The organism is Halomonas sp. A29 (assembly GCF_046723295.1).
Lineage (GTDB): Bacteria > Pseudomonadota > Gammaproteobacteria > Pseudomonadales > Halomonadaceae > Halomonas.
The window spans coordinates 51,278-71,269 of sequence record NZ_JAXQPR010000015.1; the positions used below are offsets into that span (position 1 = coordinate 51,278).

19 protein-coding genes are annotated in these 19,992 nt (G+C 63.7%); 10 read left to right on the forward strand and 9 right to left on the reverse strand.

The window, feature by feature from the left end; genetic code table 11:
* Positions 1-34 precede the first annotated feature (34 nt).
* Positions 35-355 carry a hypothetical protein gene (locus SPH52_RS21120; protein ID WP_411797017.1) on the reverse strand — a complete coding sequence of 107 codons (321 nt, stop codon included), beginning with the start codon at positions 353-355 and terminating at the stop codon, positions 35-37.
* A gap of 406 nt (positions 356-761) precedes the next feature.
* A complete protein-coding gene (locus tag SPH52_RS21125) occupies positions 762-1,142 on the reverse strand; it encodes a hypothetical protein (protein ID WP_411797018.1) in 381 nt (126 codons plus the stop codon).
* Positions 1,143-1,620: 478 nt separating this feature from the next.
* Between SPH52_RS21125 and SPH52_RS21130 the strand changes: the two genes are divergently transcribed.
* The 3 genes from SPH52_RS21130 to SPH52_RS21140 all read left to right on the forward strand — a co-directional run bounded on the left by SPH52_RS21130 (position 1,621) and on the right by SPH52_RS21140 (position 3,245).
* Positions 1,621-2,319 (forward strand): HAD family hydrolase, encoded by a 699-nt coding sequence (locus tag SPH52_RS21130; RefSeq protein WP_411797019.1) that lies wholly within the window; start codon positions 1,621-1,623, stop codon positions 2,317-2,319.
* Positions 2,320-2,452: 133 nt separating this feature from the next.
* Entirely contained in the window at positions 2,453-2,827 is a 375-nt protein-coding gene (locus tag SPH52_RS21135; RefSeq protein WP_411797020.1) for a translation initiation factor Sui1, read from the forward strand.
* 13 nt (positions 2,828-2,840) lie between these two features.
* Positions 2,841-3,245, forward strand: a complete 405-nt coding sequence (locus SPH52_RS21140; protein WP_411797021.1) for a YbaY family lipoprotein — start codon at positions 2,841-2,843, stop codon at positions 3,243-3,245.
* On the opposite strand, the gene SPH52_RS21145 is transcribed toward SPH52_RS21140, so the two are convergent.
* Positions 3,217-4,086 carry an NAD-dependent protein deacetylase gene (locus SPH52_RS21145; protein WP_411797022.1) on the reverse strand — a complete coding sequence of 290 codons (870 nt, stop codon included), beginning with the start codon at positions 4,084-4,086 and terminating at the stop codon, positions 3,217-3,219. The two genes, SPH52_RS21140 and SPH52_RS21145, sit on opposite strands and share 29 nt — an antisense overlap.
* Positions 4,087-4,198: 112 nt before the next feature.
* Here SPH52_RS21145 and SPH52_RS21150 point away from each other — a divergent pair, with 112 nt between their 5' ends.
* Positions 4,199-5,113 (forward strand): nuclease-related domain-containing protein, encoded by a 915-nt coding sequence (locus SPH52_RS21150; protein ID WP_411797023.1) that lies wholly within the window; start codon positions 4,199-4,201, stop codon positions 5,111-5,113.
* 75 nt (positions 5,114-5,188) lie between these two features.
* Here the strand turns inward: SPH52_RS21150 and SPH52_RS21155 are convergent, their stop codons facing one another.
* The 6 genes from SPH52_RS21155 to SPH52_RS21180 form a co-directional block, all read right to left on the reverse strand.
* Entirely contained in the window at positions 5,189-6,526 is a 1,338-nt protein-coding gene (locus tag SPH52_RS21155; protein ID WP_411797024.1) for a deoxyguanosinetriphosphate triphosphohydrolase, read from the reverse strand.
* A 224-nt stretch (positions 6,527-6,750) separates the two neighbouring features.
* A complete protein-coding gene (gene ntrC, locus SPH52_RS21160; RefSeq protein WP_411797025.1) occupies positions 6,751-8,160 on the reverse strand; it encodes a nitrogen regulation protein NR(I) in 1,410 nt (469 codons plus the stop codon).
* Positions 8,153-9,199 carry a nitrogen regulation protein NR(II) gene (glnL, locus tag SPH52_RS21165; protein ID WP_411797026.1) on the reverse strand — a complete coding sequence of 349 codons (1,047 nt, stop codon included), beginning with the start codon at positions 9,197-9,199 and terminating at the stop codon, positions 8,153-8,155. The genes ntrC and glnL overlap by 8 nt, the downstream gene beginning before the upstream one ends.
* Before the next feature lie 352 nt (positions 9,200-9,551).
* Complete coding sequence (locus SPH52_RS21170) at positions 9,552-10,094, reverse strand: DUF4124 domain-containing protein (protein WP_411797027.1); 543 nt, start codon at positions 10,092-10,094, stop codon at positions 9,552-9,554.
* A gap of 186 nt (positions 10,095-10,280) precedes the next feature.
* Positions 10,281-11,687 (reverse strand): glutamate--ammonia ligase, encoded by a 1,407-nt coding sequence (gene glnA / locus SPH52_RS21175; protein ID WP_411797028.1) that lies wholly within the window; start codon positions 11,685-11,687, stop codon positions 10,281-10,283.
* A gap of 350 nt (positions 11,688-12,037) precedes the next feature.
* Positions 12,038-12,577, reverse strand: coding sequence for a hypothetical protein (locus SPH52_RS21180; RefSeq protein ID WP_411797029.1), 540 nt, complete (start codon positions 12,575-12,577; stop codon positions 12,038-12,040).
* A gap of 337 nt (positions 12,578-12,914) precedes the next feature.
* Here SPH52_RS21180 and typA point away from each other — a divergent pair, with 337 nt between their 5' ends.
* From typA to SPH52_RS21210, 6 genes are all read left to right on the forward strand, one after another.
* Entirely contained in the window at positions 12,915-14,762 is a 1,848-nt protein-coding gene (typA, locus tag SPH52_RS21185; RefSeq protein ID WP_411797030.1) for a translational GTPase TypA, read from the forward strand.
* A 212-nt stretch (positions 14,763-14,974) separates the two neighbouring features.
* Complete coding sequence (locus SPH52_RS21190; RefSeq protein ID WP_411797031.1) at positions 14,975-16,267, forward strand: glutamate carboxypeptidase; 1,293 nt, start codon at positions 14,975-14,977, stop codon at positions 16,265-16,267.
* 109 nt (positions 16,268-16,376) lie between these two features.
* Positions 16,377-16,703 carry a hypothetical protein gene (locus tag SPH52_RS21195; protein ID WP_411797032.1) on the forward strand — a complete coding sequence of 109 codons (327 nt, stop codon included), beginning with the start codon at positions 16,377-16,379 and terminating at the stop codon, positions 16,701-16,703.
* Positions 16,704-16,884: 181 nt separating this feature from the next.
* Positions 16,885-18,330, forward strand: a complete 1,446-nt coding sequence (locus SPH52_RS21200; protein ID WP_411797033.1) for a sodium-dependent transporter — start codon at positions 16,885-16,887, stop codon at positions 18,328-18,330.
* A 90-nt stretch (positions 18,331-18,420) separates the two neighbouring features.
* Positions 18,421-19,191: an ABC transporter ATP-binding protein gene (locus tag SPH52_RS21205; RefSeq protein ID WP_411797034.1), complete on the forward strand. Its 771-nt coding sequence runs from the start codon at positions 18,421-18,423 to the stop codon at positions 19,189-19,191.
* A gap of 73 nt (positions 19,192-19,264) precedes the next feature.
* Positions 19,265-19,969 carry an ABC transporter ATP-binding protein gene (locus SPH52_RS21210; RefSeq protein WP_411797035.1) on the forward strand — a complete coding sequence of 235 codons (705 nt, stop codon included), beginning with the start codon at positions 19,265-19,267 and terminating at the stop codon, positions 19,967-19,969.
* Positions 19,970-19,992: the final 23 nt, after the last annotated feature.

The window sequence follows — 19,992 nt, forward strand, 5'->3', positions numbered from 1 at the left end:
GGCGATCGTGGGGTAGGCTAGTGAGCCTCGACCATTACCAATCCTGGTCGGCGTCACCTTCCTCTTCCCACTCTTCCTCTTCGTTCTCTTCTTCCCACTCGTCAGTTTCCCACTCTTCCTCTTCGTTCTCCTCTTCCCACTCGTCGGTTTCCCACTCTTCCTCTTCGTTCTCGAACTCGATGGTGTCGAAGTCAGCTCCGCCCTGAGCGTTGCCATTGGTATCCGGAGCAGTCTCTTCCGGATAGGTCTCCTGGTCTTCCTCGGCAGTGAAATCGGCCAGGGCCAGCGGGCTGGCAGTCAGGCCAAAAGTGATACCGACAACGCCGAGCTTCTTGAGGAATTCCTTGGACATCATGTTCGTACCTCCAATGAAGTTTGAACTTGCTTCCTGAGTGTATGTACCGAAATCGCTTGGGCAGGATTCCGACAGCACTTAGGAGAAAGCGAAATGCAGGCCAATCTTGCCAACATAGAATAAAACAGCCGTAAAACAACAAGATATGGAAAAACACCCCTGAGCAAGAGGAGCCTCTCAAGCACATTCGGGCATGGAGAAAAATGACACATGAGCACAGAATGTACGCTTTGGCATATTTCTCATTGCAGCCAGAAGCTCGCTCATTGCGCCCCGTAATTCGGTACACGCAAAAAAACCCGCCCCCGGCATAGCCGGGGGCGGGCTCGAGGCGGTTGACGGATCAACCGTTAGATGACGTCGCCATCGTCCCTGATAGCGACTGCCCATCCGTGGGCATCAGACTTTACCAATCCTGGTCGTCATCCTGATCCTCTTCCCACTCTTCCTCTTCGTTCTCTTCTTCCCACTCATCGGTGGTATCGTCGCCCCACCCATCATCGGCGTCGTCGAAGCCGGTATCGCCTTCAGCGCCGGCACCGGCGCCCATATCGGCATCAGTACCCAGACCGGCGTCGCCAGTATCAGCACCGGCATCTATACCAGTGTCGGCACCAGCGTCAGTGCCCATGCCGGCACCTGCATCTTCACCCGGAACCGTTTCCTGAGGCACGGCACCCTGCTCGTCCTCTTCGTCATGGAAATCGGCAAAGGCCAACGGGCTGGCGCTCAGGCCAAAAGTAATACCGACAATGCCGAGTTTCTTGAGAAATTCCTTGGACATCATGTTCGCACCTCCAGGGGAGTTGAACTTGAGTTTCCTTTGAAGCCGAAGCTTCACTGTCATGCCGGTGAGCTAGCGAATACGATTTTGCGCTTGGTCTCGTCCGGCATGTCGTACTCACCCTGGTAGGTTGCAGCTGCCGGGCCAACAAGCCAATTAAACTTAAAAACATCCAATATTCAGCATCTTACAAATAAGCCTCACTTGCCAGCACGATGCCGAGAATTGGCCTGTGGGTGGTGACATCTGACACATGGGACCGTTCTAGGCAGGTATGACCCGGCATTTTTTAGAGCCCTTTTTCTCAGCCTGGGCAGCCCATGAGACGCAATGTTACCGAGACACTTGAACCCGATGCGCTTACGCGCAATACTTAGGAAACAGCGTTCGCTAAACATGCGGCAGCCTAAACTTTTCGGCCCGCATGCCGATACAAGAGGTACGGTGCTCGACAGTCACAGGACTGCGAAGGAAGATTGGTATGATTAGCCCCCTATGCCTACTTTTCGATTGTGACGGCACGCTGGTAGACAGCGAGCCTCTGCTGGCCGCCGAGATGGCTGCCAGCCTGACCCGGCTGGGGCTACCCTTCCAGGCCAGTGACTACATCGGAGAATTCCGTGGCAGTCGCTTCCGCAACATCGTGGCGGCTCTCGAAGACCGCTACGGCAGCGTCGACCCGCTGCACCTGGCCGAAACCGAAACCGAGATGCGCAGCAACCTGAACCGCCGGCTCGAGACCGAACTGTCGGCGATCACAGGAGCCCGCGAAGCGCTCCTGGCACTGTCGAACTACCCGTGCGGCGTGGTTTCCAATGGGCCCGAGAACAAGATTCTCACCTCCTTGAAAGCCATCGGCTTCGCCGATTTCTTCGGCACGCACCTCTATAGCGGCTATACCGCCCAGTACTGGAAACCCGACCCAAGGCTCTATCTGCACGCTGCCAGCATGATGGGCTTCGATGCCGAGGACTGCATTGCCATCGATGATGCCCTGGTGGGCGTCAAGGCCGCGCTCGATGCCGGAATGACGGTTATCCACCTGAACCGCTATCCCGATGCCGAGGAAACACCCGAAGGGGCGATCATGATCAGCAGCATGTATCAGTTGCCCACGGTGATCGAGAATCTGGCGCACGCCAGGGCCATGGACAACCGCCAGGTCGCCCACGCCCGCTGAGCCAGCCTGCCTTTCCCGCCGCTATACACCAGCGCTTCTCCTGAACAGTGGGTGACGTTGCGTAGGCACGAGCTCCGCCGGACGTTATGATCACGCCAGCACTCATTCCGCTTCTTACGAGTCAGGAGCTTCCATGGCCTCACTGCAGGACCAGCTGCGCGGCCTGGTCTATTCCACCGAACATGGCGACATCTGCCCCGGCTGCCGCCAACCGCAAAACGACTGTTGCTGCGTCGAGCTGGCCGAACAGGAGCGCATCGCCTCGCTCGATGGCATCGTGCGCATTCGACGCGAAACCAGCGGTCGCAAGGGCAAAGGGGTAACCACCATCACCGGGCTGCCGCTACCCGGTGCGGAACTCAAGGCGCTGGCCAAGACACTCAAGAAACGCTGCGGTACTGGTGGCTCGGTACAGGACGGCGTCATCGAGATCCAGGGCGACCATCGCGAACTGCTCAAGGCCGAGCTCGAACGCCTGGGCTATACCGTCAAGCTCGCAGGCGGCTGAACAAGGAGACGTCATGCCTTTAATACGTACGAAACCACAGGCCACTCGGCGCCGCTGGCTACTCAGCATCGGGGTCGTGGTGGCGCTGGCCGGCTGCGCCGGAACACCCGACTTCACCGAGCTCAGCGTTCGCGTCGAGCCCCCGGCCGGGCTGGAGCCTACTGCTGATACCGAGCTACGGGTACAACTGCGGGACGCCGAGGGAACCTTGGCGGAAACCCGCTCGACCCCAAGCGGAAGCGGCCCCTGGCCGGTTGCGTTGCGCTTCGACCGCCGCACTCTCGAGGCGGCCCGCTCACCGCAGTTGTCGGCCGAACTGCGCCAGCAGGGCAATCTGACCCATGTGACCTCCGAGCCAGTGCCCATATCGGGTACCGGCGAGAGACCGGTCAGCCTGCCGCTCGACCCTCGCCCGTAAGGGCGGCGGTCACCGCCGCGAGCACCGCACCCACCGGCGCCTCGAGCTTGAGGGAGTAGAGCCCATCGGCACGAGTGTGTCCCAGGTTGAGACAGGCGATTGGCTTGCCGGCAGCGGCCGCCTGGCGCGCGAAGCGATAGCCGGAATAGACCATCAGCGACGAGCCCACCACCAGCAGGGCCTCGGCTTCCTCGACTACGGCCCTGGCTCGAGCCACGCGCTCGGAGGGCACACTGTCGCCGAAGAAGACCACGTCAGGCTTCCAGATCCCCTGGCCACAGCGACGGCAGCCGGGCACATCGAAGGTAGAGAAGTCCGTCTCGATATCGGCATCGCCATCCGGCCGCACCTCCGCTTTCATCTCTATCCAGTCAGGATTACGCTCGGCCAGCTCCGCATGCAGGTCGTGGCGCATGCGCAGGGCGCCGCAGCCCATACAGCGCACCTGCTCGGCCCGGCCATGCAGGTCGATGACTCGCCGTGAACCCGCCTTCTGATGCAGCCCATCGACGTTCTGGGTGATGACCCCATGCACGCCCCCGGCCTCTTCCAACCGGGCCAGGGCTCGGTGGGCGTCACCCGGACGGGCCCGATGCAGCGTGCGAAACCCTACCAGGGCTCGTGCCCAGTAGCGCTGCCGCGCGGCATGGCTGGTCATGAATTGCCTGTGCTGCATGGGCGGGGCACACTTCCAGGCCCCGGTGGCATCGCGATAGTCGGGAATGCCGCTGTCGGTGCTGACCCCGGCGCCAGTGAGCACGGCCAGGCGCGGATGGCGGGACATGAACTCCTGCAGGCGTTCGATGGCTTCTGTCTCGGCGGGCTGTCGTGTATCGTTCATCGTCTATCCGTCATGATGCAGCGCATTGTCTGGTATCGAACATGGCCCTGCGCGCCTCAGGTTGTCTAGAATGTAATGCTTATGTGACTTTCACCGGCAAGGACGAATCCCGATGGCCTGGCTGGAATATCTGCTGCCTCTCATCTTCCTGTTCCCCCTCGGGGCCATGGCCGTGATCGTCATCGCCTTGCGCAACCTGCACGATGCCCGTGTCCGCTCGCCCTTCAACGCCCGCCATCTACGCGAGCCCGGACAGGCCCTGCGCGACCGGCTCGACCGTGCCTTCGCCACGCTGTTTCTCAACGGCGCGCTGGGGCCTATCGTGACCCTGGCGCCACTGGTCTACGGCATGGGCCGCATGCTCTTCGCCAACCGTCAGAACTGGCTCGAATGGGCGCTCTACGGGGCGCTGAGCACCGTGCTGGTTCTGGTCTACTGCTTCCTGCTGATTCGCGACTTCCAGCATATCCGACGCATAAAGCTGGGGCTGGCCTGCGAGCTGGCCGTGGGCCAGGAACTGGAGCGCATGGTGCACCCAGAGGCGCATCCCTACTATGTGTTTCACGATGTGCCGACCGACACCGACATCATCGACCACGTCGCCATAACGCCCCACGGTGTGTTCGTGGTTGAGACACGCGCCCGGACGAGGCCGTTCACCTCGGACGGTCGCGAGATCAATCTGGTCACGGTCGAGCCGGAGCGCCTGCGCTTCCCCGGCTGGAGCGAGCATGCCCCCCTGGTCAAGACCCTGCGCGCTTCGCGCTGGCTTGCCACATGGCTCGAGCAGCAGTGCGGCAGCCCGGTGCCAGTGCAGGGCGTACTCGCCCTGCCGGGCTGGGACATCTCCTGCGCCGGCACTCCCGAAGGCCTGATGGTGGTAAGCGGCGAAGCGTTGTCTCAGCAGCTCAGCGAACACCACCTCGGTGAAATCGACGATGCACTGCACGACAAGGTGATCACGGCTCTCATCGAGCGCGCCGCGGAGCTGGATCGAAATCCGACGCTGAGCGAGCCATCGATATGACATCGGCTCTATCGTGGCTGGCGATCCAGCAGCGCCAGTCCGGCCCAGATTCCCCGCCGCCACGCTCGCATCCGCTCAGTCGCCCCTGAGGCGTCCGCCCATCTCCTGGGCCAGGTCCACCGCATAGTGGTCGGTCATGCCACCGATGAAGTCGAGCATTCGCCGGTAGCTGTCGTATAGCGGCCAGGAGGGGCGCGGCGTGTTCTCGCCGATCAGCGCCAGCACCCGCTGATGCTTGAAGCTCGACTGGCCGGTGAAGTGCAGCTCGTGGGCGGCACCGATGAAAGCCTCGAGCAGGATACCCAGCGTGGTGTAGGCACCGATCTCCAGCTTGGCCTTGCGCTCGTTCTGAAAGATGCGCTCGCGAGCGAGCTGCTTGGCCGCCGCCACGCCCCAGCCCAGGTCGGGGTGGCAGAGTTCGAGCAGGTCACTGGAAAGAGTGCCGTTGAGCAGCGCCGTCTCGTGTTCGACGAACACGGCCCCCACGTCGTTGACCGCCCGCTCCATGGCGGCACCGCGCAGGGCGGCGATACGCCGCCGCTGCGAGACGCCGTCGCGGACCATGCGCGGGTAGTCGGGCGGCGCATCGCCGGCGATCTGCAGCAGCACTTCGGCCACCTCCTCGAAGCGCAGGATGCCCATCTCCAGACCATCCTCGAGATCCAGCAGCGCGTAGCAGATGTCGTCAGCGGCCTCCACCAGCCAGGCCAGCGGATGCCGGCACCAGCGCCCCGCACCACGGGGCAGCAGCCCCAAGCTGCGGGTCACGTCCTCGAGCATCGATCGCTCGGACTGGTAACAGCCGAACTTGCCGGCACTGCCGCCATGCTCCACGGTCCAGGGATACTTGAGCAGAGTGCCCAGGGTCGCCGCGGTCAGGCGCATGCCACCGCGAAACTGGTTGTATTCGATCTGGGTGACGATGCGAAAGCCCTGGGCGTTGCCCTCGTAGGTCAGCAGGTCGGCCCGTTCATGCTCGCTAAGCCCCTCGAGCAAGCCGCTGCCATCGGCCTCGGCGCGCTTGAACCAGTCGCGGATGGCGTATTCGCCGGCGTGGCCGAAAGGTGGGTTGCCGATATCGTGTCCCAGGCAGGCGGCCTGAACGATCACGCCCAGGTCGGCCGGGGTGATCCATGTCGGCAGCCGCTCGCGCAACAGCTCACCGACGATCATGCCCAAGCTGCGCCCCACGCAGCCCACCTCCAGGGAGTGGGTCAGGCGGGTATGGATATGGTCGTTGTCGGTCAGGGGATGAACCTGGGTCTTGCGCCCCAGCCGCCGGAACGAGCCTGAGAAGACGATCCGATCATGATCCTTGTGGAATGGGCTGCGGCCGATCTCGTCACGACCGCTGGTGGGCTTTCCGTGCAGCCGGGAAGGGTCGAGCAACTGCTGCCAGTGCATCTGCGTCATGGGCTTCCTCCTGAAGCCTTCATTCTGGCACTGCCGCAGGCGGTATGACCACGGCTACGATGAAACCACGCAAAAAGGCCGAGCTTCTCGAAGCTCGGCCTTTAGGTATCGACGTGACGCTGCAACGAACCTGTGCCTGTCGCAGTTGATAGAAATCGCTCCATCAACCTCAGCCGCCAGCCCTTCAAGAGCATGGCGACGGGCGAATGCGGCGGGCGAGTGCTTCAATCCTCCGCCAGCGAGGGCAGCAGCGTCTTGAGCTTGCGTGTCAGCGTATTGCGGCCCCAACCCAGCAGCTCGGCGGCCTCGCCCTTGCGCCCACCGGTGTGCTTGAGCGCGGTCTCTATCAGGATGCGCTCGAAGTCCGGCACCGCCTCTTCCAGCAGGTGGGTGTGCCCCGCCGCCAGGGCGCGGTCGGCCCAGTCGCGGAAGGCGGCACGCCAGTCGCCGTTGGCGACGTCACCACCTTCACCCTGGCGCAGCTCCGGCGGCAGGTCCTCGACCAGGATCTCGCGGCCCGAAGCCATTACCGTCAGCCAACGACAGGTGTTCTCCAACTGACGCACGTTCCCAGGCCAGGCCAACCGGGTCAGGTGAGCCTCGGCGTCCTTGGTCAGCACCTTGATGTCGGTGGCGAGTTCCTTGGCGGCCTCGGCCAGGAAGTGGCGCGCCAGCCGCGGGATGTCCTCGCGCCGCTCCGCCAACCTGGGCAGATGCACACGGATCACGTTGAGGCGATGAAACAGGTCCTCGCGGAAGCGACCGTCCTCCACCAGCCGTTCCAGATTCTGGTGGGTGGCGGCGATGATGCGCACGTCCACCTTGACCGGCGTGTGGCCACCGACCCGATAAAATTCGCCGTCAGCCAGCACCCGCAGCAGCCGCGTCTGGGTCTCGGCGGGCATGTCGCCTATCTCGTCGAGGAACAGGGTGCCGCCGTTGGCCTGCTCGAAGCGCCCCTGGCGGCTTGCCGTGGCGCCGGTGAAGGCGCCCTTCTCGTGGCCGAACAGTTCGGACTCGATCAGGTCGCGGGGGATTGCCGCCATGTTCAGGGCAATGAACGGATGACTGGAACGCGGGCTGTGCTGATGCAGGGCACGGGCCACCCGCTCCTTGCCGGTACCCGACTCGCCGTTGATCAGTACCGTGATGTGCGAGTGCGACAAGCGGCCGATGGCACGGAACACCTCCTGCATCGCCGGCGCTTCGCCGATGATCTCGGCGTCCAGGCCCTCGGGCACACTGACCGGACGCTTGCGCTCGCGGGCATGGGCCACGGCGCGACGCACCAGGGCCAGCGCCTCGTCGACGTCGAACGGCTTGGGCAGGTATTCGAAGGCGCCGCCCTGATAGGAGGCCACGGCGCTGTCGAGGTCGGAGTGGGCGGTCATCACGATGACCGGCAGGTCGGGATGCACTTCACGTACACGCGACATCAGGTCGAGGCCGTCTATCCCCGGCATGCGAATGTCGGTGACCAGCACGTCGGGAGGGTCGTCCAGCAAGCGGCTGAGCGCCACATCGGCCCGGTCGATACATTCGACCTCGAGGTCGGGCTGAGCCAGGGCGCGCTCCAGCACCCAGCGAATGGCGCGGTCGTCGTCGACCACCGCGACACGTGCGACATCAGTCATGGCGCCTCTCCAATGGAATAAGCAGACGAAACTCGGTATGGCCGGGGCGGGAATCGCACTCGATCAGCCCCTGGTGCTGGTGCAGGATGCCCTGGGCGATGGACAGTCCCAGTCCACTGCCATCGGCACGCCCCGATACCATGGGATAGAAAAGGGTTTCCTGAAGGCTCTCGGGGACGCCGGGGCCGTTGTCGATCATGGCCACTTCACAAACCAGGCGATGACGCTCCGCTCCCAGGGTGAACTGGCGGCGCGCCCGGGTGCGCAACAGCAGGCTCGGGGCTTCGGTGCCCGCCTCGGTCATCGCCTCAATGGCGTTGCGCGCTACGTTGAGCACTGCCTGAATCATCTGGGCTTCGTCGCCGGGGAAATCCGGCAGGCTGGGATCGTAGTCACGCTCGATGCTTACCGCCGGGGTCTCGGCCATCAGCAGCGTGCGTACACGTTCCAGTACCTTGTGAACATTGAGCGGCTCGTGACGCACCAGCTTGTTCGGCCCCAGCATGCTGTCGACCAGGTCACGCAGGCGGTCGACCTCCTCGACGATGATACGGGTGAACTCCTGCAGGGAGGGGTCGTCGAGATCGCGCTCCAGCAGCTGCGCGGCGCCACGAATCCCGCCTAGCGGGTTCTTGACCTCATGGGCCAGGCCGCGCGACAGCACCTTGATCGCCTCCTGACGGTTGAGCAAGGCCTCCTCGCGTGAGATCCGCAGCAGGCGGTCGCGGGGCTCCATCTCCACCAGCAGCTCCGAGGTCGACAGCGGCGTCACCGTATAGTCGACCGTGACGACGGTACCGCTGAGCAGCGCCAGCCTCATCTCGCGCTGGGTGAAGGGATGCTGGTCGTCGCGAGCCTTGGCCAGCACCTCGCCCATGCCATCGTCCTCGGCCAGCAGCGTCGGCAGGCAAAGCCCCCTTACCCGACCCAGGCTGACCGCCAGCAAGGCTTCGGCCGCCGGGTTCATCCAGCTCAGCCGCAGCTCTTCGTCCAGCAGCAGCACCGCCGTGGTGAGGTGTTCCATCAGGCGTCGATACATTTACGACCTTCCCTTGGCAAATGCGGGAGTGCGTGGAGCAGCATGTGCATCGTCATGGCGCATCGGTAGGGACCGCCACAACCAGCGTCCCGAAGCCGGCCACGTTCAAAGACTGAACATACCAAGCAAGAAGCGCGCCAACCCACCCTGACGCAGCATGGCGCCGTTTCAGGGCGAATGTAGCGGACCATCATGCACTATGATGGTGCATCAATAGACAAACTGCCATGCCAGTGAGCACCAACCTCTCCCGCCTTGGTGCATCGCAGTCCACGATTGATGAGCCAGGAGAGGGCGCAGTCATCAGATTGGGGCAGAGCGCCTGACGATCAGGCGACACTCTGAGGCAGCATCAATTGACTCTTTGCACGTAGAGAGAAACCGGCGGGCTGCGGTGGCGCACCTGTCCTCGGGCATCGAGCAGCTCTGCCTGGAGTACGTATTCGCCACGGCCGAGGTCGTTGAGCATGAAGGCACGGGTGTGCATGGGGGTCTGGCTCACCCGGCCATCAACCAGCAGCCGCACGCTGTGATCGGGGCGCAGTTCCGGCTCGATGGCCAGCTCCACCTGCAGATTGCCGGCATAGCTGGCAGGAAGGTCGGCCCCATGCTCCGGCGAGCGGATGCGAAAGGTATCGTAGGGCATGAAGGGCTGGCCTGGCGCCTCGCCCATGCGCGGGGCAACGCCCTCGACGCGTGGCGGCTCGGACTGTCGCCCCTCGACCTGCGACGGAATCACGGTCAATGGCGCCAGCTCGACCGGTTCGCCACCGCGATTGGGGTCGTCGGTGAAGATCACGTTCCCTTGCGCATCGGTAGTGCGATAGATCGTCGTGGCCAACGCCGTATGCGTCACCACCAGGCCCAGCAGACACAGCGCGATCGCCTTGACCATGAGGACTCTCCCTGCGACGGCGACTCACACAGCACCGCTGTCGGCCGGCCAATACGCCAATAAAAACGTGTTTCTCCGCAACCTTTCGCAACTCAGTGTACGACAAAAAAGGGGCGCCGCGATGCGGAGCCCCTTGGCGGTGCCGGCTGGCGAGGCAAGCCTCGTCCAGCCGTCCAGACTGCGATATCAGCAGCTGTAGTACATGTCGAACTCGATCGGGTGCGTCGTCATGCGAATACGCTCGACGTCTTCCATCTTGAGTTCGATGTAGGCATCGATCATGTCGTCGGTGAACACACCGCCTTCGGTGAGGAAGGCACGGTCAGCGTCCAGCGCCTCGAGGGCCTGATCCAGACTGTTGGCGACGGTCGGAACCAGCTTGCCCTCTTCCGGCGGCAGGTCATAGAGGTTCTTGTCCATGGCATCGCCGGGGTGGATCTTGTTCTTGATGCCGTCGATACCGGCCATCAGCATGGCGGCGAAGGCCAGGTAGGGGTTGGCGGTCGGGTCGGGGAAGCGAGCCTCGACACGCTTGCCCTTCGGGCTCGCAGTGTACGGAATGCGGATGGAGGCCGAGCGGTTGCGGGCACTGTAGGCCAGCATGACCGGCGCCTCGAAGCCCGGCACCAGACGCTTGTAGGAGTTGGTGGAAGCGTTGGTGAAGGCGTTCAGGGCACGGGCGTGCTTGATGATGCCGCCGATATAATAGAGCGCCATTTCGGACAGACCGGCGTACTGGTCGCCAGCGAACTGGTTCTGGCCGTCCTTCCAGAAAGACTGGTGCACGTGCATGCCGCTGCCGTTGTCGCCGACCAGCGGCTTGGGCATGAAGGTCGCGGTCTTGCCGTAGGCGTGGGCCACGTTGTGGATCACGTACTTCATTTCCTGAACTTCGTCGGCCTTCTTCACCAGGGTGTTGAACCGGACGCCGATCTCGTTCTGGCCGGCGTTGGCTACCTCGTGGTGGTGCACTTCGACGGTCTGGCCGATGGCTTCCAAGGTGTTACACATGGCGCCACGAATATCGTGGAAGCTGTCGACCGGGGGCACCGGGAAGTAGCCGCCCTTGACCCGCGGACGGTGCGCCAGGTTGCCGCCCTCGACCTGACGGTCGGTGGCCCAGGCGCCCTCTTCGGAGGTGATCTTGTACATGGCGCCTTCGATATCGGCTTTCCAATGTACTTCGTCGAAGATGAAGAACTCGGGCTCGGGGCCGAAGAAGGCGGTATCGCCCAGGCCAGTTGACTGCAGGTAGGCTTCGGCGCGCTTGGCGATGGAGCGCGGGTCACGCTCGTAGCCCTGCATGGTAGCCGGCTCGATGATGTCGCAGCGCAGTACCAGGGTGGCGTCTTCGGTGAACGGGTCGAGGAAAGCGGTACCGTCTTCCGGACGCAGGATCATGTCCGACTCGTTGATGCCCTTCCAGCCGGAGATGGAGGAGCCATCGAACATCTGGCCGTTCTCGAAGAATTCCTCGTTGACGTCACGGGCCGGAATGGTGACGTGCTGTTCCTTGCCCCGCGTGTCGGTGAAGCGCAGGTCTACCCACTTCACATCATGTTCTTCGATCAGGGCGAGAGTCTTGGCTGACATGTGTGTCCTCCGTTTGAGCTGTGGCTCGATTCGTTTGGCTGAAGTCCACTGGCGCGGGTTCGTTGCAGCGCCTGTTGTAACACGCTGTGGGCCTGCTGCCCACGTCGCCATGCACAAGCATGGAGAGCTGCCCATACGAATGCAGGAGGCATGCCAAACATGCACCATGCAAGCCCAGGAAAATATTAAACAATTGTTTTTACGAGAAAATAATTTGCACCGCACTGTATCGGACTGCACCAAGCCTGCCCGACCGGCCTCGTTCTGCCCCATCAGAGCCCAAACAAGGCGCCAAGTTGGTGCAATCAATATCCTTGCGCACCACATGGGTGCACAAAACGCAGCGATGCTCAGGCGGTTTCGATCGACACGCGCGCTTGACAGGCCCTAAGCCGTTCGAGCAGGTCGGGCAGCGCATTGCTCCCCAATTGTGGGTCGAAGCCACCGATGCGCTCGAACCAAGGCCGCGCCACCCAGAAGGTATCTCGGGGTGAAGGGCCCTGGAGCAGCCACCACCAGCGCATCCAGCTGTGCCGGCGAACCGGCAGGACACCGGCGTCCCAGTCGCTGTTGCGCTCCACATCGACCAAGCGGTGGCTCAGCCAGTCCGCAGCGCGGCGATCCCCCAGCCCGGGGAACAACAGAAACTCCCCGCGGCTCGCACGCACCGCGGCGTTGAGGCGGCTGCCCAAGGCGACGGAACTACACGACAGCAGCGTGGCCTGGTGGCGCTGAGCCAACGCGGGCAGCCGGCGATCGCCGGTATCATCCACCAGCAGCAGCTCATAGCCGCCCTGCCAACGCCGGGCGGCCTGCTCGAAGATGACCAGATTGCGCGGCAGTTTCGCTCCCGCGGCACGTGCATCGAAAATGACACTGGACAGGGTCATGGCTCTGGCTCCACCAAGGCAGGGAGGGCCGCTCGGGAGAATGTTCGTTACGAACTGTGTAGTTAAGTGTAGAAAGGTGTCAACAAAGTTCCCTTATTGAATTTCATCGCACCAAGCCGTCCGACTCGTGCACGGCTTTGCCGGTCGGGAACATTGCCCGGGCAGCCTCGACCGCATGGGGAGAGCCACGCCTCAGGCTGAGAAGCGTATTATGAGAGGTTGTGCTATTCCCCTTCGCCGCTAATCTGTACAATGCGCCACCACTCCCCTACCCCGCGCCTAGGGTACGTCCTATCGATGTGTACATAGGTGCGCACCTGTTGATGAGTCACACCTTATGAACACAGCTGTAACCCCCTCTCGTATCGAGAGTTTGCGCAATATTGCCATCATCGCTCACGTCGACCACGGCAAGACCACGCTGGTCGACAAGCTCCTGAGCCAATCCGGCACGCTGGATCGCAAGGCCGAGGGACAGGAGCGGATCATGGACTCCAACGACCAGGAAAAGGAACGCGGCATCACCATCCTGGCCAAGAACACCGCGATTCGCTGGCAGGACGGCAACGGCCGCGACTTCCACATCAATATCGTCGACACCCCCGGACACGCCGACTTCGGCGGCGAGGTCGAGCGCGTGATGTCGATGGTGGATTCGGTGCTGCTGCTGGTGGATGCCGTCGACGGCCCCATGCCGCAGACCCGCTTCGTGACCCAGAAGGCCTTCGCCCAGGGCCTCAAGCCGATCGTGGTGGTCAACAAGATCGACCGCCCTGGCGCGCGCCCCGACTGGGTCATCGACCAGATCTTCGATCTGTTCGACAACCTCGGCGCCAGCGACGAGCAGCTCGACTTCCCGATCATCTACTGCTCGGCCCTCAACGGCATCGCCGGCATGGACCCGGAAGCGCTGGCCGAGGACATGTCACCCATGTTCCAGGCCATCGTCGACATCGTCGAGCCGCCGGCCGTTGAGCTCGACGGCCCGTTCCAGATGCAGATCTCGGCGCTGGACTACTCCAGCTACGTGGGCGTCATCGGCCTGGGTCGCATCAAACGCGGCTCGGTCAAGCCCAACCAGCAGATCGTGGTGATCGGCACCGACGGCAAGAGCCGCAAGGGCAAGGTCGGCCAGGTCATGACCCACATGGGTCTCGAGCGCGTGCAGACCGAGCTCGCCACCGCCGGTGACATCGTCTGCATCACCGGTGTCGACGAGCTCTCGATCTCCGATACCCTATGCGACCCGGCCGCCCCCGAGGCGCTGCCGCCGCTGTCGGTGGACGAGCCCACCGTCTCCATGACCTTCCAGGTCAACGACTCGCCCTTCGCCGGGCGCGACGGCAAGTACGTCACCAGCCGCAACATCAAGGATCGCCTCGAGCAGGAGCTGATCCACAACGTGGCGCTGCGTGTCGAGCAGGGCGAGAGCCCCGAGAAGTTCAAGGTTTCCGGCCGCGGCGAACTGCACCTCTCGGTGCTGATCGAGACCATGCGTCGCGAAGGCTTCGAGCTGGCGGTGGGCCGTCCCGAGGTGATCATCAAGGAGATCGACGGCGTCAAGCAGGAGCCGTACGAAGAGGTGATCATCGACTGCGAGGAGCAGCACCAGGGCGCGATCATGGAGGAGCTCGGCTACCGCAAGGGAGAGCTGACCAACATGAACCCCGACGGCAAGGGCCGCGTGCGCCTGGATTTCATCATTCCCGCACGTGGACTGATCGGTTTCCGCGGCCAGTTCCTGACCCTGACCTCGGGCACCGGCATCCTCACCAGCCGCTTCGACCACTACGGCCCGCTCAAGCCCGACGCAGCCATCGAGCGCCGCAACGGCGTGCTGGTGTCGATGGTCGACGGCAAGGCGCTGGCCTATGCGCTGTACGCCCTGCAGGAGCGCGGCAAGCTGATCATCGACCACGGTACCGAGGTCTATGAAGGCATGCTGGTGGGCATCCACAACCGCGCCAACGACCTGGTGGTCAACCCCACCAAGGGCAAGAAGCTCGACAACATGCGCGCCTCGGGCAACGACGAGAACATCGTGCTGACCCCGCCGGTGAAGTTCAGCCTGGAGCAGGCCATCGAGTTCCTCGACTCCGACGAACTGGTGGAAGTCACGCCCAACCACATCCGCCTGCGCAAGAAGTTCCTCAAGGAGCACGAGCGCAAGCGCTCCAAGAAGTAAGCCTCGCTCGCTTCTCAACGACACCCGCCATTCGGCGGGTGTCGTCGTTTTGCCCTCCCTCATGCGGTGCATTCCACTAAGGCACTCGCCCGTCCATCGCGACGGCGGGACAATGGGTGGCGTTCGCGAGCACCTGGCCTAGACTGTACCCAGCGCCTCGCGCCCGCAATGCATGTCATCGACAGTCAAGAAGACCCACAGGGATTACTGCCATGAATGGATTCCCCCTCAAGCCGCTCTGCTGCGGCGCGGCCCTGGCCGCTATGTTCGCCGCTGCCCCCGTTACCGCCGAGCCCGTTGCCAGCGAAGCCGACCAGGCGCTCGCCGATGCCGACCGGGCGGTGCTCGATGCCGCCGAGCGCCATGAGGAGCCGCTGCTCGAGACGCTCGAAACCCTGGTCAACATCGATTCCGGCACCACCTATGAGCCGGGCCTGGCCGAGGTCGAGGCGATTCTCGACGAGCGCCTGCGCGAGCTGGGCGCCGAGGTCGAGACCCACCCCTCCGAGGAGCTAGGCGGCAACACGCTGGTCGGCACCCTCGAAGGCAGCGGCGAACGCGACATCATGCTGATGATCCACTACGACACGGTATTCGGCGAGGGAACCGCGGCCGAGCGACCATACCGCACCGAGGATGGCCGCGCCTTCGGCCCCGGCGTGGGCGATGCCAAGGGCGGCGTGGCGATCATCCTGCACAGCCTGGCAATACTCGAGGAACTGGAGTACGACGGCTACGGCACGCTGACGGTCGTCTTCAACCCCGACGAGGAGCAGGGTTCGCTGGGTTCCCGCGAGCTGATCCAGCAGCTCGCCGCCGAGCAGGATGCGGTGCTGGTCTTCGAGCCGACCCTGGGCGAGGACGGCATGGACGCGGTCACCATCGTGACCAAGGGCATCAACTACGCCTCCCTCGAGGTGACCGGACGCGCCTCGCATGCCGGCAGCGCGCCCGACGAAGGCCGCAACGCGGTGATGGAGCTCTCCCACCAGTTGCTGCAGCTCAGCGACCTTGGCGACCCCGACAAGGAAACCACCCTCAACTGGACGGTGGTCGAGGGCGGCGGCACCCGCAACATCATTCCCGAGCGCGCACGGGCCGAAGGCGACATGCGCTACTTCGAAGCCGACGAGTACGACCGTGTGACAGAGGAAGCCAACGAGATCATCGCCAACCGGCTGATCGAGGATACCGAAGTGGAATTCCGCCTGGAGCGTGGCCGGCCGCCGCTGCCGGAGAACCCGCAGACCCAGGAGCTGGCGGAAGTGGCCAAGGAGATCTATGCCGAACTCGGCCTCGAACTGGACGCCGTCGAGATCGGCGGCGGCACCGATGCCGCCTACGCCTACCAGCCCGACGCCGAACGCCCCGCCGTGCTCGAATCGCTGGGCCTGGTGGGCGGCCGCTACCACAGCAGCGACGAGTTCGTGGAACTGCATAGCGTAGTGCCGCGCCTCTACTTGGCCACGCGCCTGATCATGGAACTCTCCGAGGAAGCCCCTTGAACCAGGGTCGCCGAGGAAGCCCACCACTAGGTGGGCTTTTTCTTGCCCGTGCGCAAGAGCGGCTACGCTTCTCACTAGGAGAGCAAAAGATGACCGTACAGGAGGCCATATGCACAAGCACGTAGAGTGGGACGATCCAGGTGCCGACAGCGTCATGCGCCACTACGAACGCAACCCGCAGGGCTACTCCGAGCCGGGGCCTGGCGACATACTCTCGGCCCGCTACCAAGGCGTGGTGGTTCGGATCAAGGTCGAGGCCTATGTCGACGGCACCAGCATCGGCGACGTAGCGGCACTGATCGAGCCGCACAGCGGCAAGCGCCGCAAGCTGCAAGGCAAGCTCGCCGTGGGCGACACGGTGAGGCTGCCGGATGCCAGCCGCGCCTTCGAGCCACGCCCGGCCGACATCGCCAAGGAGGATGAAGAGCCGCATTGACTTCCACGAACCCGCGCCCCGGTCACCTGCCGCTTCCAACGTATCCTTAACGATCGTCTACTGGCCATGGAGCGGGTTTCTGTCGCACAGTGTACGCGCCCACCGACCGGCCCACCCAACCGGCTTTCGGTAGCGACATCCGCGGGCCCATAAGGCCACACGACGAGTCTTCGGAAGCACAATGAGTACGCACAACGTCTGGACACACAAGGGTACCTTCCTGTTGGCTGCCGTCGGCTCGGCAGTGGGGCTCGGCAATCTGTGGCGCTTTCCCTACCTGACCGGTGAGAACGGCGGCGGCGCCTTCATCCTGGTCTACGCCCTGACCATCTTCGCCGTCGGCATTCCGATCCTGATCGCCGAGACCATGCTCGGCCGCGCCAGCCGCAGAAGCCCAATCATGGGCATGCGCTTCCTGACCCGCACCCACAAGGCCTCCCACGCCTGGGAGTCGATCGGCTGGCTGGGCGCCGCCGCGGCCTTTTTGATCCTCAGTTTCTATTCGGTGATCGCCGGCTGGGCGATCCACTACACCTGGCAAATGCTCACCGGCTCGCTGGTCGGCGCCGATGCGGCCACCATCGGTGCCGGCTTCGATGCACTGCTGGCCTCACCGAGCCTGCTCACGCTCTACCACACCCTGTTCATCATCGCCTCGGGGCTGATCGTGGGCATGGGCATCCACAAGGGCATCGAGAGCGGGCTGCGCATCATGATGCCGGCACTGTTCGTGATCCTGCTGGTGGTACTCGCCTACGGCATCGCCAACGGCGACTTCGCCGCCGCGGCCAGCTTCCTGTTCACCTTCAACCTGGCCGACCTGAGCCTCGAAGGCTGGCTGCAGGCCATGGGCCAATCGTTCTTCACCCTGAGTCTCGGCATGGGCGCGATCATGGCCTATGGCGCCTACATGGCAAGCGACGCCTCGCTGAGCCGCACTGCCTTCGCCGTGGCCTTCATCGACACCGCCGTGGCCATGGTCGCCGGCCTGGCGATCTTCTCGCTGGTGTTCGGCGCCGGGCTCGACGCCGCTGCCGGGCCGGGGTTGATGTTCGTCACCCTGCCGCTGGCGTTCGCCGAGATGCCCTTCGGCGCCTTGATCGGTGGGGTGTTCTTCATCCTGGTACTGGGTGCCGCGATCAGCTCCTCGATCTCGCTGATCGAGCCGGTGGCCGCCTTCCTGGTCGAACGCTTCGACATGACCCGCCCCCAGGCGGTATTCGCCATGGTAGTGGCCAGTTGGGCCCTGGGCCTGCTGACGGTGATCAGCTTCAACACCTGGGCCGAGGGCAGCCCCTTCCACGTCCTGTTCGGCCGCAGCGCCTTCGATTTCATCGAACTGCTGACCAACATCTTCATGCCGCTGGGCGGCATGCTCATCGCGCTGTTCGCCGGCTGGGCGCTGACCCACTCCGAAGTCATGAAGGAGATGCGTACCAGCGAGACCTGGTTCCAGGTCTGGCGCTTCCTGGTACGCTTCGTGGCGCCCGCCGCGGTGGCCTTCGTATTCCTGCGCACCATTCCGCAGATCGACGGCTACTTGATTCCGACCCTGGGCGCCCTGATCATCGTCGGCGCCTTCGCCGCCGGCCGCACCTTCCTGGTCGGCAACCGCCAGGAGCGATAATAACGATACCTTGCCGCCGCCTTCGGGCGGCGGCTCGATACTTGGCTTCATAACAAAGATTCCGGAAAGGAATACTGTGCAGGTGCATACATGCCATCCATCATCGACGTCAGGCACGTCTACAAGGCCTTTGGTGGCCTGAAGGTCATCAACGACTGCTCGATCCAGGTCGAGAAGGGCTCGATCACCGGGCTGATCGGCCCCAACGGGGCCGGCAAGTCGACCCTGTTCAACATCATTGCCGGCGCCCTGCCCCTCGACAGCGGCCAGGTCCTGCTCGACGGCGAGGACATCACCAACCGCCCCGCCAACGAGCTGTTCCACAAGGGCCTGCTGCGCACCTTCCAGATCGCCCACGAGTTCTCCCAGATGACGGCGCTGGAGAACCTGATGATGGTGCCGCCCCGGCAGGCCGGCGAAAGCCTCTTCGACGCCTGGTTCAAACCGGGAGTCGTACGCCGCGAGGAGGAAGAGGTCCGCCGCCGTGCGCTCGAGGTGGTCGACTTCATCGGCCTTCACCATGTGCGCAACGAGCTGGCCGGCAACCTTTCGGGCGGGCAGAAGAAGCTGCTGGAGCTCGGCCGCACCATGATGACCGACGCCCGCGTGGTGCTGCTCGACGAGATCGCCGCCGGGGTCAACCGCACCCTGCTGGGCGACCTGGTGAGCAACATCGAACGGCTCAATCGCGAGATGGGCTACACCTTCCTGGTCATCGAGCACGACATGGAGATGATCGCGCGCCTGTGCGACCCCGTGATCGTGCTGGCCCAGGGCAGCGTCATGGTCGAAGGCACCATCGAGGAGATCCAGAACAATCCTCAGGTGATCGAAGCCTACTTCGGTTCCAACGTCGCCTGAGGGGCCTTGCCTACCCCCACCGGCCCGCAGAAACCGACAAGAAGAACAGCAACGACAGCGCAGAGAATCCACGATGCCACTACTCGAAGCACGCGACGTGCACGGCGGCTACGGCGGCATGAACATCCTCAACGGGGTGGACATGTCGATCGAGGCCAACGAGGTCGGCGTGATCGTCGGCCCCAACGGCGCCGGCAAGTCCACCATGCTCAAGGCCATCTTCGGCCTGCTCACCGTCAGCCAGGGCGAGATCCTGCTGCGCGGCGAGCCAATCCACAACCTGCCACCCAACAAGCTCGTGCAGAAAGGCATGGGCTTCGTGCCCCAGGAGAAGAACGTCTTCCCCAGCCTCACGGTGAAAGAGAACCTTGAGATGGGCGCCTTCCTCAAGCCGGGCAACGTCAAGCGCATGCTCAAGCAGGTCTATGACTTCTTTCCCCCGCTCTACGACAAGCGCCACCAACCCGCCGGCGAGCTTTCCGGCGGCCAACGGCAGATGGTCGCCATGGGCCGCGCACTGATGGCAGAACCAGACGTGCTGCTGCTCGACGAACCCACCGCCGGCCTTTCGCCGCTCTACATGAACGAAATCTTCGAGCGCGTGAAGGAGATCAACGCCGCCGGTGTCGGCATCCTCATGGTCGAACAGAACGCCAAGCAGGCCCTGGCCATCGCCGACAAGGGCTTCGTGCTGGCCGCTGGCAAGAACCGCTTCACCGATACCGGCGCAGCCCTGCTCGCCGACCCGGAAGTAGCCAAGAGCTTCCTGGGCGGTTGAGCCCGGAGTCGTACTGGAGAGTG